General features: G+C 51.1%; 8 protein-coding genes. All 8 read right to left on the bottom strand.

From position 1 onward, the window contains the following. Window positions 1-18: 18 nt before the first annotated feature. Entirely contained in the window at window positions 19-3,177 is a 3,159-nt protein-coding gene (locus NST40_RS04065) for an alpha-mannosidase (protein ID WP_342410427.1), read from the bottom strand. A 4-nt stretch (window positions 3,178-3,181) separates the two neighbouring features. Beyond that, complete coding sequence (locus tag NST40_RS04060) at window positions 3,182-5,476, bottom strand: glycoside hydrolase family 3 N-terminal domain-containing protein (protein ID WP_342410426.1); 2,295 nt, start codon at window positions 5,474-5,476, stop codon at window positions 3,182-3,184. Next, the gene (locus NST40_RS04055; protein WP_076219931.1) at window positions 5,473-6,396 is read right to left on the bottom strand and encodes a carbohydrate ABC transporter permease; all 924 of its coding nucleotides are present in this window, start codon (window positions 6,394-6,396) and stop codon (window positions 5,473-5,475) included. Before NST40_RS04055 ends, NST40_RS04060 begins: the two co-directional genes overlap by 4 nt. Before the next feature lie 24 nt (window positions 6,397-6,420). Next, window positions 6,421-7,350 (bottom strand): ABC transporter permease subunit, encoded by a 930-nt coding sequence (locus NST40_RS04050; protein WP_036684959.1) that lies wholly within the window; start codon window positions 7,348-7,350, stop codon window positions 6,421-6,423. A gap of 101 nt (window positions 7,351-7,451) precedes the next feature. Continuing rightward, complete coding sequence (locus NST40_RS04045) at window positions 7,452-8,954, bottom strand: ABC transporter substrate-binding protein (RefSeq protein ID WP_076130103.1); 1,503 nt, start codon at window positions 8,952-8,954, stop codon at window positions 7,452-7,454. 175 nt (window positions 8,955-9,129) lie between these two features. Next, window positions 9,130-10,650 carry a response regulator transcription factor gene (locus tag NST40_RS04040; protein WP_076105357.1) on the bottom strand — a complete coding sequence of 507 codons (1,521 nt, stop codon included), beginning with the start codon at window positions 10,648-10,650 and terminating at the stop codon, window positions 9,130-9,132. Further along, the gene (locus NST40_RS04035; protein WP_076208103.1) at window positions 10,643-12,466 is read right to left on the bottom strand and encodes a sensor histidine kinase; all 1,824 of its coding nucleotides are present in this window, start codon (window positions 12,464-12,466) and stop codon (window positions 10,643-10,645) included. Before NST40_RS04035 ends, NST40_RS04040 begins: the two co-directional genes overlap by 8 nt. 178 nt (window positions 12,467-12,644) lie before the next feature. Beyond that, window positions 12,645-17,699 carry an S-layer homology domain-containing protein gene (locus NST40_RS04030; RefSeq protein ID WP_342410425.1) on the bottom strand — a complete coding sequence of 1,685 codons (5,055 nt, stop codon included), beginning with the start codon at window positions 17,697-17,699 and terminating at the stop codon, window positions 12,645-12,647. Between the last annotated feature and the right edge of the window lie 71 nt (window positions 17,700-17,770).

Raw genomic sequence — 17,770 nt, 5'->3', positions numbered from 1 at the left:
CATCTGTGATGTGATTATTTAATTTCTGATGTAAATTGTTTTGATCTCGTAAGGGGCAAAGTGAAGTTCCAATTCACCGCCAGCCGTATGTTCGATCAGTTCCAGCTGCTCTTCCAGAGCATTGGACAGGTAGACGCTCTGAACTGGATGCTGCCATTTGAGCTGAACCTGCTCACGGCCTCCCGAGGATTCGTAGAAACGGAGAACAGTCCCCTGCCCGTCCTCGGATGGCTTAATCGTATCCAGCACCACATGTTCACCGGAGAATCCAATAAATGAGCCTGTTGGCGGCAGCTGCCCCTGTGTTGATGAAGCGGCAAAAGTATACAGCTCATGATTTAGCTCTGCTGCACGGCGAACAGTATGAGCCTCCCGCCAATCCCCACAGTGCGGATATAGCGAATAGGTGAAGTCGTGCTCGCCGAGATCCGCAGTAGCATCCGGCCATTTCGGCGCGCGCAGGAGCGACAAACGAATGGTACTGCCTTGGATGTCATAACCGTATTTGCAATCATTCAGCAGACTGACACCATATCCACGTTCCGATACATCGGCAAAACGATGCCCGCAAACCTCATACTGCGCCTGCTCCCAGCTGGTGTTGCGGTGGGTCGGACGTTCCAGCGCACCAAATGGAATCTCGTAAGTCGCCTTATCCGTCACAACATCAATCGGAAACCCTACCTTAAGCAGCTTATGGGCTTCGTTCCAGCTCACATGCGTCTGGAAATCAATCCGGGGATTATGGTGATGTAGAATCATATCCTGAGTAATCTCGGATTGGCCCAGCTTCCAGCGGAAGCGCAAAATATCCTGCACCGCACCAGTGCGGACCACTGCCTTTTCTATAAGTTCAGCCTCCCCGGCGGGTTGGGCTTCATAACGGTTGTCAATGTCCCAGGCATCCCAAAGCGTCGGACGGTCATGGAAAAAGTGGAAGCGGTTCGCCGGCTCACCGGATTTTACGATCTCCCGGTTTCCTTTTTTATCAAAAAGACTGGTGACTTCTCCCCGCTCGTTAAAGGTAATACGATAATAGTCCGTCTCCCAACGGTCGCCGAAGGGAACAGCTCCTACAGCAGTTTGATTATGTTCAGCAGCGGCAGATTCTACATTACTTTCATCGGATGTGTTCTGAGACAGATCACGAATCCAGATTGTTTTGTAGCCAAAGGCCGGAATCTCAGGAACGAGAACCGAGACACCAGAAACTGCTGCCTCCTCCGTCAGGACATCTGCTTCCAGCAGTACGTTATCCTCGCCATACACCGCAAAGTTTCCGCTGGCGGCTACTTCTTCGCTGAGAGCAAGTTCGACCACGGCATCCCGCGTCCAACCCAAACCATTAAAAACAATGTAAGGTGTACCCTCGCCTGACGTGTTAATGTTCCCGGCCAATGCCGCAAGCCCCGGCTGAAGCGCAACACGGCCAAGCTCAAACACCTCTGCGTACTCCTTCTCCGAGGTCTCGTATGCTTCGGTAATCGCCGAGCCCGGAATAATATCATGGAACTGGTTCATTAAAATCAGCTTCCAGCCCTGATGCAGCTGCCCGGCAACTACGGTATGTTGCTTCGTGTCCAGCTGCGGCGAAGCTAATGTCTGCCACAGCTCCGCTTCACGGTACAACACTTCCGCCTTGCGGTTGTTCCGCTTGTTGCGGCCGTGCGTGGTGTAGGTGCCGCGGTGCAGCTCCAGATACAGATCGCCCCGCCACTGCGGCAGCTGCGGCTGACTGCGCGTAATGCCCGCGAAGAAATCCGCGGCATTACTGTATTTACTCTCCGGCTGGCCGACCATTAGCTCGGCACGCTGGATATATTCCAGCATCTCGCGGGTGACCCCGCCGCCGCCGTCACCATGCCCATAGAGCAGCATCTGCTCATTATGTTTATCTTTTTCACGGAAGGACTGATAGTGTTCATGAATATCTTTGGGCAGCGTATTCTCATTGACCCCATGATTCAGGTAAGACAACATCGGCGTGCCGTCAATGCCGACCCAATGGAACAGATCGTAAGGGAAGACATTTGTGTCATTCCAGCCCAGCTTGGTGGTCATAAAATATTTGATGCCACCATGCTGCAGAATCTGCGGCAGAGAAGCGCAGTAGCCGAAGGTATCCGGCAGCCACTCAATCTGCGAGGTGCGCCCGAACTCTTCGAGATAAAAGCGTTGACCATATAGCATTTGCCGCATCAACGATTCTCCGCTCGGAATGTTCAGATCCGGTTCGATCCACATCCCGCCGACCAGTTCCCAGCGTCCTTCACGGATGCGTGCCTTGACCTTCTCATAGAGTACCGGGTCATTGTCTTTCAAATATTCGAACAGCAGCGGCTGGCTCTGCGCATATTGATAGTCAGGATATTCGTCCATCAGGGCATTCACCGTCGAGAACGTCCGGCTCGTCTTGCGCACGGTCTCGCGCGCAGGCCACAGCCAGGCAATATCGATATGGGACTGGCCCACCATGTGGATTGTTCCTTCGGCATGACCGCCGATCTCCCCGACTCTGCCCCGCAGCTTCTGCTCGATTCGCGAAATCTCACCACCCTCGCGGATCTCCTGCGTGGTAAGGCCAACGAATTGATCCATTGCCACATACAAAGCTTCCAGCATCCGCTTACGACGCTGGTCCTGCTCAGGCAGCAGAATTGCCGAATCGCGAATCACTACTGCCGTGTACATTAGACTCTGCACAGGTCTATTCACCAGCACCAGCTGGCTGTGGATCATCCGAATCGGCGGCTGGATCACCGCCTGTTGATTTAATGGGTCCACCGGCTCGGGGACCGGATCGAAGAGTTCGATTTCCAGGTCCAACGGACGGCCAGATGGATCACCTGTCAGGGTCACAAAGGTATGATTGCGGTCGAGTCCTTGCCGCGATTCACCGTTCACCCGCAGCAGCCCTTCCCCACCTGAAGCAAAAATCAACCCGATGTGGCCCGGCAGCCAGTTAGCCGGAATCTCCAAAGTACGGCGGAAGAAATAGGTCGTTCCTTGCACACTCGGGAACAGATCATAATTGCTGCCGTCCTTATAAGGCTGCAGCTTGTCATACTGTCCCGGCAATTGATACACCGAGGACAAAATCTCCCAATCGCGCAATTCCTGCACCTCTAGCCATTGCTGCTCGGAGAGCTCGCGGATGAAGCGTTTAATGCGTTCCATGTCTTTACCCCCTCACCGTCAAATCGGTGCTCAGTGTATCATTTACATGCTTACCCACCAGCACTTTAAACGCTCCTGGCTCTACAACAGGTCTTAAATCCGGTCCGATATATTGCAATTGCTCCGGCCCTACCGTGAACAACACGGTTTGCTTCTCACCCGGAGCCAACTTGATTTTGTCAAAAGCCTTCAATTCCCTGGCGGGACGGGTGACCTTACTGGCGACATCGGAAATGTACAGTTGCACCACCTCTGCGCCTTCACGGTCTCCTGTATTCTGAACGTCCACGGAAACTGTAGCCGTCTCCCCAGCCGCAATTACTTCCGGCTCCACCTTCAACCCGGAGTACGTAAATTCAGTGTAGCTAAGCCCGAAGCCGAACGGATATTGAGGCTGGGAATCGGCCTCCAGATATCTTTTGCCACGGGAACGTTTACCGTTGTAATAGACCGGGAGCTGGCCCACATGCTTCGGCACGGATACAGTCAGCTTCCCGGACGGGTTCACATCGCCGAACAGGATATCCGCAACAGCGTGCCCGCCTTCTTGGCCTGGATACCAGGCTTCCAGAATGGCATGTACATGCTCGTCAATCCAAGGCTCACTCACCGGACGGCCGTTAATATAAACAACAATCACAGGTTTGCCGAGCTGATGAACCTGCTGGATCAGTTCCAGCTGCACTCCCGACAGGGTCAATGACACCCGGTCAATGCCTTCGCCGCAGTCCATATCATTCCAGGCATTCTCCGTCACCTTGGACGCGCCTGTCTTGAGATCGATACTGCCTTCCCCGAAATCGCGTGCACTGGAGCCGCCGACGACCATAACAACGGTATCAGCCTGCTCTGCACAAGCGAGCGCGGCTTCAAAACCTTCGCGCGAATCGCCTTTGATCCGGCAGCCCGGTGCATAGAGCACCCGCTCCGGCTCTGCAGCCAGCTTGCTGCGGATGCCGCTGAGCACGGTCGCTACCTTAGCCGGAGGCTGCGGTGAGGTATAATCGCCGAGCTGGTTATACCCGGCATCGGCGTTAGGGCCAATGACGGCGATCGTGCCGGCGGTCTTGGACAATGGCAGCACACCTGCTTCATTTTTCAGCAGGATGATGCTCTCGCCCGCCACTTGCCGGGCCAGCTCTTGATGCGCTTTGCTGCCGATGACGCGTTCAGCCGCATCGGGATCAGCGAATGGCTGCTCGAACAGGCCCAGCCTGAACTTGAGCGTCAACACACGGCGGACCGCCCGATCCAGCAGTGCCGGGTCCAGCTTGCCTTCACGAACGGCATCCACCAGGTATTTGCCGTACATTTCCCCGGACATCTCCATGTCGATGCCGGCTTCCAGTGACTGCACTGCTGCATCCATGCCATCTTCAGCCACATCATGGCCAGAGGCCAGCATCTCTATAGCTCCGCAGTCGGTAATGATTAGACCCTCAAACCCCCATGCTTCGCGGAGTATATCCTCTAGTAGCTCTGTATTTGTCGTGCAAGGCACGCCGTCTATTTCGTTATAAGCAGGCATAATGGAGACTGCACCCGCTTCGACCGCTTTTTTGAAGGGCAGCAGATCCACTTCCAGCAGTTCACGCCAGCCCATGTGCACAGGCCCGGCATTCCGGCCGCCTTCTGAGCTGCCGTATCCCACAAAATGCTTCAGCGTAGCCCCCACGCTGCCGCCGCTCTGCAAGGATTCCCCCTGCAGACCTTCAACAGCCGCAACCGCCATCTCGCTGATCAGGTAAGCGTCCTCGCCGAAGCACTCCTCGGTGCGGCCCCAGCGGGGATCGCGCACCACATCCAGCACCGGCGAATACGTAACCGCGCCGCCCTGACTGCGTGTCTCCAGCGCTACGGCGCGGCAGACCTCACGATACAGCTCTACATTCCAGGAGCTGCCGAGCGACAGGGGCACCGGGAATACGGTGGCCCCGATCGCCATGTGGCCATGCGAGCATTCCTCGCCGATCAATACCGGAATGCCCAGCCGCGAATGCTCCAGCACATACCGCTGGAGCGTATTCACCGCTTCCGCACCTTCACGCGGAGACAGGCCAGTAGCCAGCGTCACACCGGTCCACGGGTCAGCGCGCAACATCCCGTAAAGCGAACCAACGCCGCCCCCGGCAACCTTCTCCTTGAAGCTTTCTGTCAAGGTCATCTTACCGTCTCTATGTTCATAGGCCTGCCAGCCAAAAGGCTGAATCAGCTGACCGGCCTTCTCTTCCAAAGTCATCAGTCCGAGCAGATGCTCCGCCCGTTCTTCAGCAGGTAAATTCGGGTCTGTATAACTCATTCCTTAACAGCCCCTACGGTAAGACCTTGAATGAAATAACGCTGGAAGAACGGATAGGCAAAAATAATCGGCCCTGTCGCCAGCACGACCATCGCCATCCGCGATGTATCCTGCGGCATGGAGCGAAGAGCTTCCAGACTTAGCGAACTGTTCTGGGAGTTCTGCAAAATAAACTGCATACTGGTCTCGATCCGCATCAGCATCGATTGCAGCGGGACTAAATTCGGGTTGTCGATGTACAGCAGCGCATTGAACCAGTCATTCCAATAGCCGAGGGTGCTGAACAAAGCAATCGTAGCCAGACCGGGCAGTGATAAAGGCAACACCAATTTCAGGAAGATACGGAACTCGCCCGCCCCGTCGATTTTACCGGATTCGATAATGGCATCAGGCACACTCGTGCTGTAGAAGGTGCGCAGAATCATAATGTAAAAAGCATTCACCGCCAGCGGCAAAATCAGCGCCCAGATCGTATCCTTCAGGCTTAGAAACTGCGTAACGATAATATAAGTCGGCACAAGTCCACCGTTGAACAGCATGGTAAAAAACGCGAAGAACGAGAAAAAATTGCGGTAACGGAAGCTTTTCCGGGAAATGGCATACGCATAAAAAGCGATAAACAAAAGGCTGATAATCGTCCCTATCACCGTTACAAAAATCGTCACACCATAAGAACGCAGCAGCATATCTCCTGATTCAAACACATAACGGTATGCGCCGAGACTCCATTTTGCCGGAATCAGCTTATAGCCATCCCGCGCCAGCGCCACCTCATCGGTGAAGGAGATGATCACGACGAACAGAAACGGAAACACGCACAGAAACGCAAAGATGCCGGCTATCAGATTAAAAGTGACATTCCAGGGCTTTGAGAGATGGTGGAAATCACGTTCTTTTTTAGTCTTAGTAATGGAAGACATATGGCCCACTCCTTTCATGAGGTTCTAGAACAAAGCGCTATCCTTGTTGTATTTGCGGACAATATAGTTAGAGGTCATCACTAGCGTAAAGCCGACAACCGATTGATACAGACCTGCGGCAGTGCTCATACCAATCTCACCCGTTGTTTTGAGGCCTTGATAGACATAGGTATCAATAACATTCGTGACACTGTAGAGCGTACCGGAATTACGAGGCACCTGATAAAAGAGACCGAAGTCGGCGTAGAAGATTTTACCGATGGCCAGCAGGGTCATGATCGTGATAATTGGACTCAGCAACGGCAGTGTAATATTGCGAATCTGTTGGAACTTACTAGCTCCGTCGATCATCGCCGCTTCATACAGCGACTTGTCGATCCCCATAATAGCTGCGAGATAAACTACGCTGTTGTAACCAACCGCTTTCCACAGATAGACTAGGATCAGGATGAACGGCCAGTAGGCTTTTTCCGAATACCACTGAATTGACTCTGCGCCAAAAAAGCCCATGATCTGGTTCAGCATCCCGCGTTCGGAGCTCAGGAAACTAAATGCAAAATAGCCGACAACGACCCATGACAGGAAGTAGGGCAGGAACATGCCGGTCTGATACACTTTGGCCAGCTTCTTGTTCACAATCTCGGACAGCACAATCGCCATCAGAACCGACAAGATCAAGCCAAGCAGGATAAATGCTCCATTGTAGAGCAAGGTGTTGCGGGTAATAATGTACGCGTCATTGGTGGTAAACAAAAACTTGAAGTTGTCTAACCCCACCCATTTGCTGTTGATAATACTCGCCCAGAAGCCGTCGCGGCTAAAGCGGTATTCTTTGAATGCAATAATCGTCCCTATCATCGGCAGGTAAGAGAAAAAGAGAAACCAAAGCGCACCTGGTAAAACCATGAGCAGCATAATCTTGTTATTCATAATATTTTTTATAAATCCGCTGATTGTCTTCACACTTAGATCCCTCCTGTATGTCCTTATATTTCAAAAAAAAGACCGGGTCCAGAGGCCACGCCCCTGCCCCGATCTTCTCTTACGTTGATGTTTTACTTGTTGTTGGACGCTTTCCAGGCATCAATTTGCGATTGCGCTTCAGCGATAATTTTGTCCAAACCAGCTGCCTTGAATTTCTCAATAGCTTTCGGTAGATACTCGTCAGGATCAACGGTTCCAGTCATCAGTGGTGACCAGTATTCTTCTTTTACGTTCTGAACCGCAGCGATTTCAGTGGTCACCTTGGAAGTGTCGAAGTTAAAACCAAGCAGCGGTGCATTCACACCGGATTCATTAAACTTTTTGAACTCTTCCCATTTGTTCTCAGGGTCACCCTCGTTCAAATAGTTGATCATGATATTGCCCAGCGAGAAGGTTGGCATGTCATAGTTCTTGGATTCATCCAGGTTCTTCATAGAATTCTCACCGGTCTTCTCGTAGTGCACGCCTTCGATTCCGGAGTCAATCATGTTGCGCAGCACCGGATCGGTGTTGAGCAGGTTCAGGAACTCCATCGCTTTCTCCGGATATGCGGAGTTAGCCGAGATGGCTTGCATCGAACCCATAACGGACCAGTTGTAAATGTAAGGTTTGCCAGCTGGCGTGGAAACTACAGGATAGCCGTAGCTTGCCGACCACAGATTGTCCGCCATCGGCTGGGTAGCCGCACGATCCATGAACCAGTTCGAAGATTTATAGAGATCATCCACCGAAGTTGTAGTTGCTACTTCCGGCGAGATATAACCTGCCTTGTAATATTTGCGAACGGTTTCAAGAGTGCTTTTGAGTTCAGGTGTTTCCAGAATGTTCACGATCTTGTAATCCTTCGTGTCCATATAAACAGCCATTGGCATCTTTTCAATGATGTAGTCGAACGGCAGCACTGGCATGAAATCCTTCACCATAGCGTAAGGCGTGATGCCCGGTTCATTCTCTTTGATCGTCTTCAGCAGTGGTTCAATGCTTTCCATTGTGTTCACCCCGGAAATGTCGAGGTTATATTTGTCGAGCAGCTCTTTATTGAAGCGCCAAACTTCTTGCGCCGGAAGCTCTTTGTTGGCAGGTACGGCATAATTATGTCCATCTACCTTGGAGCCTTCCAGGAACGCCGGATCAATCGTGTCCACGATGCCTTTTCCATATTCATTAAGCAGGCTGTCCAATTCCATAAAAGCGCCTTTGCGGGCATTTTGCACATAATCGAACGCCCAGGAGCATGTAAAGAGAATGTCCATGGGTTCACCAGCGGCTACTTTAACCTGCATTTTTTGTGTATAATCGCCAAAATCAATCATATTCATCTTCAGGGTGACATTTATCTTCTCTTTAGTGTACTTATTGACTTCTTCCACGACACGGTCCAGATCCTTCTGCGGTCCGCCGATCGTGTACCAGATCAGTTCGACCGGTTTCTCGGATGATGCACCGTCGCCGCCCGCTCCTGAACTGTTAGTTGCCGCGTTGTTTGAATCGCCGCCACATGCGCTGAGCGCAAGCGAGAATGCCATAAGTGATGTCAGTAACAGGGAAAACCTTTTTCTTTTGTTGTTGCCCATTCCTGTATAACCTCCCCTTTGTTTACCTCAAGATCGCTGGCCTAATCCGGAATTAAACCAGCAGCTTTCTCCTTCAAGGACTATCTTTACTGTAATTTATGAAAGCATTTTCAAACAGAAGCTAAACTAAATAAATCATGTAGAAAATAAAGAAAAAGCTTGCAGCGGGGGTCCGCTAGACAAGCCCTTTGTACTCCGTAGGAGATATCCCGACATGCTTCTTAAATTGTTTGTAAAAATAGCCGGTCTCCCAATAGCCTACTTTGAGAGCGATTTCATGAACTTTAAGTGAGGTATTCCGCAGCAGCTCCTTCGCCTTCTCAATCCGGTATTTATTGATATATTCGGTGAATGACTCATTCACCTCTTTATGGAACAGCTGTCCCAAATACACCGGGTGAATATGGTATTGGGCACCGAGGGTCTTCAGTGACACATCTTCATTGTAGGACTCATGGATATAATTCAGCACCTGCTGCACGACTGGACTCTTTACGTCCCGAACTAAGGCGTCTACCGTAATGGTAGCGGCTTCCTGAATAATCTGAGTCAGTTCATTTATGGAAACTGTAGAGCGAATGAGGCCAAAACCGTCTGCGAAAAGCTCCGGTTCTTCCACATGACGAATCTCCTGCAGCTGCATCTTGAAGCGGATCAACCATTCCATGGCAATGCCTTGCAGCAGCACAGGTGTAATCCCCTCCATCCGCCGCAGCTGCTCAAAATGATCCTGGATCCGCACCAGCAGCGCTTCCTTATCCTTCGCCATAATCAGCTTGAGATCATCTTCCCAATTCAGCGGCATACCTTGGACGGCAACCTCATGCCTGTCCTGAACTTCCTCATAATGCAGCAAATTCCGCTCTGGAAACAGCATGAAATATTCCTGAGTCATCTTTGCATGGGCATAACTCTGAGCCGCCGCCTCCTCCATCTCCTCCACCGTTCCTACGGACAGACGCATTGGCGGACCGCCAGTTAGGGATAACAGCAGCTGCGCATGAAGCCTTTCCACCGCTTCTTTACCCTGCTGATACTCACTAAGCAGATGCAGCAGCACGGTATCTCCATCCATATCCCGGAATGCAATCAAAGACGGGTTACCGCCTACAACCTCTTCCACCGCCTGAAATAACTCGGCAGCGTCCTGTTCAGGGCGAAGCAGGGCTACCTGCACCAGCGGCTTATCTAGTCTAAGTCCCAGAAAATCAGTCCGTTCACTGAATTCCTTAGGCCCAATCTGGCACCGCAGCCAGCGGTACATCACATTATCGCGCAGAATGGAAATACTATGCGCATTGAATTGACTCTCTTGACGGGAGACACCCAGCTTCTCGGCGGCAGTCACTAATGTTGCCCGGAACTCTTGCAAATTAATAGGCTTGAGCAGATAATTTTCAATGCCGAGCGCCATTCCTTCCTTAAGATAACCGAACTCATCATAGCCGCTGAGGATAACAACTTTGATCTCCGGCTGAATCTCCCGCACAGCCCGGATCAGATCCAACCCGTTCATCAGCGGCATGGAAATATCCGTAATCAGAATATCCGCTGGAACAAACCGCAACGACTCCAGCGCTTCCTGTCCGTTCTCGGCGTGGCCGACAATCTCCATCCCCAGTGCTGCCCAATCCACAATGTCATATAATCCTTCGATAATAAAAGGCTCGTCGTCCACAATGAAAATTTTATACATGGTTTGGATCATCCTCTCCCAGATCGGGAAAATACACAGTCACGGTTGTGCCGGTACCCGCTTCGCTTTGTAATTCAATGCCATACTCACTGCCATAAAGCAGCTTCAAACGTTCATGAATACTGCGCAGGCCGAATGATTCCGATTGTTCATCTGGCTGCAAAAGACCTTCTTTGAGCTGGACCAATCTGTCCGGCGCAATCCCCCGCCCATTGTCTGTAACTACCGCACGCAAATATTGGCCATCCTTGGCCACAGCCACACTGATGTGATTATCATTCTTGTCCACGCGCATCCCATGTAGAATGTAGTTTTCAATGATAGGCTGCAGCGACATTTTGAGTACAACTCTTCCGGTAAGCTCTTTCCCGCATTCCATTGTATAAGAGAATTTATCCTTATAACGGATGCGGAACAGCTCCAGATATAAACGGCAGGCCTCTAGTTCATCCTTCATCGTATGCTTGGGTTTCTGGTGAACATAGCTTTTGAACAACACCGACAAGCTGTAGATCATCTCCCCGACATCTGAAGCTCCTTGAGAGATTGCCCTCATTCGGATCACCTCCAAGGTATTGTAGAGAAAATGTGGATTTACCCTGGCTTCAAGCGCGGCGATTTCGGTATGCTTTTGCTTGATTTCAGCCTTGAACACACGGTCTATATGAAGATTCAGCTCATCCAGCATGTCGTTGAAACTCTTGGAGATCTGCCCCAGCTCGTCTTCTCTGACATCGGTAATCCGGGCATCCAGGTCACCGTTTTTCACTTTGCGGGTGAACTTGATAATTTTATGAGTCCGTCTGGCAAAATTATTGATAAATAAAGTGGGCGTAATAATCGCAAACAACAGGCAGATCAAGCAGATAATGAAGATCATGTTCCGCAATCCCCTATAAGTGGCGGCTAATTCCTGCTTAGGTACAGCACTCAACACAGTAAATCCGCCTTGGGTGTGAGTCTGCTTAGTAATGATCATCCCGCCGACTTCTTCACCATCTGTATAGGCAGAATTCATCTGCTCGGGATAAGGATAGCGCTTTCCATAATAGGTGCCCGAGGTATCAAATAACACATCCCCATCCGCTGCCAGCACCAGAATCTTTCCCTTGAAGTCATCCTTATAATTGCCCATACTCCCCCAGACCTCGCTGGCATCAAAATAGACTAGAAGCTGACCAATGTTGCGAAGTGATATCTTGTTATTGACCGGGGTACGAACCGTAAACATCGGCCCCTCCGGAGATGAGATCGCCTGACTGACCCAAGTGTTTGGAGCGGTGACACTGCCTTCCTCCTCCAGATACAGCGCATCCGGTACGAAAGAGTGGGCTGCATTAGTGGAAATAATCTGAAATTTGCCTTGGTCATTATAGACATACAGCTGCTGTTCAGCTGCACTGTAGAGCATTAAACTGCGGATATCAGGATCATCTTCAACTTGATTGCGAAAAAACTGCACGGTATCCGTCGTAGCATTACTTTCGTTGAAATAGCGGTCCAGCCGGTACCTCACGTAATCTTCATACGGATGCTCCAGCAAATACGACGTATTAGCAGTCAGCTCCGTGTCCCGGTACACGTCCCGCATCATAGACTGTACAGAGTCATATTTCTGCTCAATATAGCTGTTGATGCTCTCCACGGTACGTTTCTGAATCTCCATCTGCCGCTGCACTACAGCCTGAGACATGAGCAAGAACATCAGGTAGGAGAAGGTGATAATGGTGACCACGGCAATGACTGAGAAGAGCAGGATGATTTTCATAAACAGATTATTCTTCAGATACTTTCTGTACAATTTCCCCGGAAACATCAGCAACCTCCTACAGCAGGGGGAAGACTAAGCTTCGCTGCTTGTCATTATGAATAAAGTATAGCATGAGGTGCTTCCTGCCTGTGGCTGGTAAAAGCTTGCAATCCTCCGCCAAGCAAAGACAGTCTGCCCATGGAGCAAAGGGCTCCTTGGGCAGACCGTGGTGAGGCTATATAATCTACCGGATGTAATTCAAGATGAACTGCGCAGCCTCGGCACGGGTCGCCAAGCCACCGGGAACAAACTTCCCGTCCGTGCGGCCATTCACCAGACCCAGTGATGAAGCAGCATTCACGCTGTCTGCCGCCCAGGCTGCTACCTCACCGGAATCGGTGAATGTTGCCGGGGCTGATGACTGAAGCGCTCCATGCTCCAGTACATAGGCACGCATTAGCATAGTGACAATCTCCTGGCGGCTGATGTTCGCACTCGGATCGAAGTGCTCAGCAGTGCGTCCGCCTACAATACCTGCCCGGACCAGACGCGCCAGGTCCTGCTCATACCAGACACCAGAAGGCACATCACTAAATTTCAATTCCGCCTGATCTTGCAGTCCCAGCACGCCAGCCAGCAGCTTCACAAATTCCGCTCTTGTAATCCTGCGGGCGGGTTCAAATCCATTTTCGGAAGTGCCTTGTACCAGATGTTTAGCCGCCAGCTGGCGGATAGTGTCCGCAGCCCAGTGAGTAGACGGTACATCAGCGAAGGATTTATTGTACTCCAGCACAGCCAGCCTGCCTGTTCCGCTAAACTCCCCTTGCAGGAAGCCATTCGCGTACACTCCGCCGAGATAGGTAAGCGAACCCCCTTCAGCAATAGCATATAAACCAAGCAAATTAGTATTATAATCCGTATTTGTTGCACTCCATTGTAAGGTTACTGGTTTGCTGAAGCTTGGAAGACGGCTAGATGTGCCATTCCCCGCGATGATGCTCAGATCAAACGTCATACCCGTACCCCGCAAGACCACCCCACGCTCTGCTTTCAGTGTGCTCATGTTCAAAGTCTCCGGGCTGAGCTTCACCTGAATCTTGCTGCCTGAAGCTTGGGCTTCATTAAGCAGAGCCTTCAATTGCACCAGCAATTCCGGCGCAATACCAAGTGTGGTTCCCGAAGCGGACAATTCAAGTTGACGGATCCCTAGCAACTCACCTGCATTTACAGGCAGCTCGATAGCTGTAACGCCTGCCGGCACCTTTACCGTCACTTTGCCGTTCTCAGTAGGTGCACTGAGTGTACTTGCTGAAACCGTCAATGTTGCACTAGTCGGAATTGGAAGCGGCGTTGCTGTCGCTGCCGGAGTCGTTCCACCAGTTCCCGTACCTGTCCCTGGAGCCGATGTCGGCTGCGGTGTAGATACAGGAGTATTGTGGACCTTGAAATTAATAATTCCGCTCTTTTGAACAGCCGTGTAAGGGTGGCCATTCAGTATTTTGGTGTTGGTGACTACGGCCGTGTACTCGCCGCTGTCTGTTTCTTTTGCAGAAGGAATCGTATAATTACGCTCCACAGCACCTTCAATGGCCTGCCCGTCTTTCAACCATTGGTAGCTTAACTCGCCATAAACTGCAGAAGCTACTACGGCAAAAGACACCTTATCACCTACAACTGCCGGATTCTTATCTACACTATTAGAGGTGATAATTGGCGCATCGGGTGCCGGATGTACTGTCACCGTAAGTTCATTACCGGTTCTTGTTGAAGGCTCCGTTCCCTCTTTTCCAGTCAGAACCACACGGAACTGCGTACCGCTGTCTGTTTCAGAAGCAGTAAATGCGTATACCGCCGAAGTCACGCTCTCCGCCACAGTCCATTCCTCTGCGGTTGCTGCCTTCGTCTCCCAGCGAACCGATTCCACATCCCCGCGTATCTGTATGAACAGCTTCACTTCTTCACCAGTAATGACATCAAGTGCAGAAGGAAGATCGGTTATGAAATCAGGCGCTTCCCATGGTGCTTCAGCCGGAGTTAAGTTAATTGTGTACTCTGCTTCACTGCTGTCACCAGATTCATTGGTGACGATGACCTTGTACTTATTGCCATCCATCCCGGCAGTCAAAGCAGGGATAGTATAGGAGGCGGACACTCCCAACGCATCTCCATAACCGCTGCCTGTGTCCGCATACCAGGCATAAGTCAGCTGCCCAGCGCCAGTGGCAACTGCCGTTAGTGTCGCGGACGTATTTTCACGGAAGGAGCCTTCCCCTACGATCTGCACCTTTGGAGCTTGCAAGGCCCACTTCGCTTGCAAGTTCAGCTCACCGGTTATTAGATCTTCGGCAAAATTCCATCTTCGCGCATCTTCTCCTTCTCCAATGTACCAGCCTTCCAGGTCATAACCCTCTCTGGCAATGCCTGTAGGCTCCATCAGCAAAGTGCCATACACAGCCTCGGCCACAGTATTTGCTGGTTCACCCCCATTAGCATCAAAGAGAACGGGATAGCTTCCTTTCAGATAGACAGGTTTGGAGCGGTTGCCTGCATAATCCTCCATCACCACATGCACAACTTTTGCCGACGAGGTGAAGCTTAAGCTCGCCTTAGTTGTCCGTCCACGGATAATCATCGGCTTATTGCCAGAGCTATACGTTGTGGCAAAAGATTTTGCATTCCCATCCTCATACACATACATATACCGCCAGTCTCTGGTATTCGGCATCGGCAGATTCAGCTTACCGTCCGTCCAGGACCATTCTTCCGCGTAAGGTTCCGCAACCGTGTCGATGAACTGGCCGCTGACCGAGACTGGATCGGTGTTGCCTGCGGTAACGGTGACAATGTAATCATCGCCGTTTACCGGCATCCCCGTGAACAGCGCAGTGCTTGCACCTGCCGGGACAACCACTTGCTGTGACACCGGTTCGGATGTCGTAATCCAATTCAAAGACTGCACTCGAACGGTAATGTCACCGGAGGCTTGGGCGGAGTTCGTCCAGTTCACTGTCAACTCCCCGTCCGGACTTGAATCCACCTTCACTCCGGAAACCGCCGCATCCAGATCAAAAGCCAGCGTTGCCGCTTCACCCTCCACTCCATCCGCACCCACTGCAACCACTTTAAGGGTTCCGGATTTCACCGGGAGATGCTTCAGGTAGAACACCTCATCGTATTTGCCGCCCATAAATACATCATTCACGTACACATTATATTGCTTGATCTTAGTGTAATCGGGATCTAGCTTCCACTTCACAACCATCTCACCTGTATCTGTAAAAGCTTCCGCAACTGCTAATTCCGCAGGAGCTGCGGGCTTTACGGCAGACCCGTCATAAACGCGCAGTTGTCCGACGTTCATCTGGTAGGTGGACGCTGTTCCTTGCCCGGGATCGAAGACCAGTCCAAGGGCTGCAATATTATGACCTGCGTATGCACTGAGGTCCAGCTCCTTTGTCAACCAACCGTCCGAGTGCTGACCACTGTTTGGAACAGCGACCTCTACGACGGTATTCGGATCATCAGCCAGGATGAGTCCTACTGCCATCGCCGAAGCATCTGTGGCAGATGGCTTGTTGAAGCTGATCGACAGCTTGGAGTTGCCATTGACCTCCAGCTCTGTTTTGTACAGACGCAAGAAGTTCTTCGCATTCAGATTGCCGTTCACCACCAGTGAACTGCCACCGTTATACGCACCGATCTGCTCATAGTTGTAACGGTTTGTACTCGCAAGGTTGTACTCCGGTCCATAATCAAAATCTACAGTAAGCTTATTGCCAGCAGTATCCTGCCACCACTGCCAAGTCACTGGGATATCCTGCAGGCTCATATTAGACCACTCATCCGGGTTCGATACTTCACCGTTCACGGAATAGGACAAGCCCTGTCCAGTGTTAAAATTGGTGTAAAAGTTCTTGTCCTTAATCACCGAACGCTCCGCAATGACGGACGAGATTCCCGGCCAGTAACGGTTGTCGGCATAAACATCGGCAACGGTATTGGTTGCCGATTTGACCGTATTCTTAGGGTCCACGTTCGGGCCTGACCACCATAGCTGCTCACGCAGTTTTGTCATCCATTGGTAGTCATTTTCGGATCTGTGCGAGACCGGGTAAGACAGGTTCATGTCCTCATCCAGACCGGCATGAACAAAGTCCGCACCGAGTGTAGCCAAGCTGAGCCGCGGCAAGCCATTGCTATCCAGCTTGTTCATCAACGCTGTTCCGTTAACGGACTTGAACCGGTCACGGCCTGCTTCCAGCCCTGCAAAACCAACTTCAAACAAGTTGTAGCTTGTTCCCAGACTGGCATTCAGATTGCTTAAGTAACTAGCCGCGTTGGTAATCTGTGTATTGCCAGCCCCGTAGTCGAAGAAAAACGAATTGGAGACGGGTTCCTTGGTGCTTTTATCCACTAAAAAGGAGATATTGGTATCATTAATCGTCCGGGCGAACGTATTAGCACCGGTATTGGTGTTCAGCGAGTCGTACCACTGTACATACAGGCCGCCCTCTTGCAGCACCTTCATAAACGCGATGTAATCGGGGATATCCTGGGTCGCTACATTCGGATTCATCTCTTCCTGATTTACAAAATAACCGTCAAACCCGAAATACCCGGCCATCTCGATCAGTTTATCCGCCACCGGAAAATTACCATTCTCATCTTTAACTATCATTTGTTTGTACGTCTGCTGTCCACGGTCATTATTGGAAAAAAAGATCCCCGCCAATGACAACACGCCGTTCTTATGCGCTGCATCGGTGTAGGTAGGGTTCGGGATGTTCAGCATGCCGAATTCGAACCATTTTTGCTGCCAGTCCTTCTGGGCCAATTCATCATAATATTCCGGCGGGGTATACGCAGTCACTGTACCATGCCAGTAGGAGTAGTAATCGATATATTGCCAAAAGTTAAAATGATACTGCGCAAACTTGTTCGTATACGGCGCGTTCTCAATAAAAGCATTCCCGTAGTCGCCAGCAACGTTGATCATCTGTGTATCTGCGCTAAGCGCTGGGTTAGCTTGGGTTGCAGCAAATGGGGCATTCCGCTTCTGCAGCGGCACCCGCGATCTCAACAGCTCTGCATCCGGATCGGTTGCCGGACTCCAGTTCGCAATATGGCTGCTCGTATATCCATGTACATTAGGCTGATTGGTACCCGGCGCACTGTCTCCTGTAAAAGGCCACGTATCGCCGGCGTAAGCCGTTAGGGGAAGTCCTGAAACTAGCAAAGCTGCCGCCAGAACAGCTGATGTCAGCTTACGACGCGCCTTTTTACCGGTGTGAAGGTTCATTTTCCACTCTCCTCGTCCTGTAGTTGTTTCGGTTACTCTCATCCATGAAGCGTAATGTGTGCTGTGTATGT

Origin of the sequence: Paenibacillus sp. FSL R10-2778, assembly GCF_038593035.1 — a bacterium.
In the GTDB taxonomy this organism is placed as follows: domain Bacteria; phylum Bacillota; class Bacilli; order Paenibacillales; family Paenibacillaceae; genus Paenibacillus_AQ; species Paenibacillus_AQ odorifer.
This window is presented reverse-complemented; position numbering and strand designations above follow the sequence as displayed.

Coding starts and splice junctions, on each gene's coding strand:
- NST40_RS04065 (WP_342410427.1), bottom strand. CDS start 3,177: ATGGAACGCATTAAACGCTTCATCCGCGAGCTCTCCGAGCAGCAATGG.
- NST40_RS04060 (WP_342410426.1), bottom strand. CDS start 5,476: ATGAGTTATACAGACCCGAATTTACCTGCTGAAGAACGGGCGGAGCAT.
- NST40_RS04055 (WP_076219931.1), bottom strand. CDS start 6,396: ATGTCTTCCATTACTAAGACTAAAAAAGAACGTGATTTCCACCATCTC.
- NST40_RS04045 (WP_076130103.1), bottom strand. CDS start 8,954: ATGGGCAACAACAAAAGAAAAAGGTTTTCCCTGTTACTGACATCACTT.
- NST40_RS04040 (WP_076105357.1), bottom strand. CDS start 10,650: ATGTATAAAATTTTCATTGTGGACGACGAGCCTTTTATTATCGAAGGA.
- NST40_RS04035 (WP_076208103.1), bottom strand. CDS start 12,466: ATGTTTCCGGGGAAATTGTACAGAAAGTATCTGAAGAATAATCTGTTT.
- NST40_RS04030 (WP_342410425.1), bottom strand. CDS start 17,699: ATGAACCTTCACACCGGTAAAAAGGCGCGTCGTAAGCTGACATCAGCT.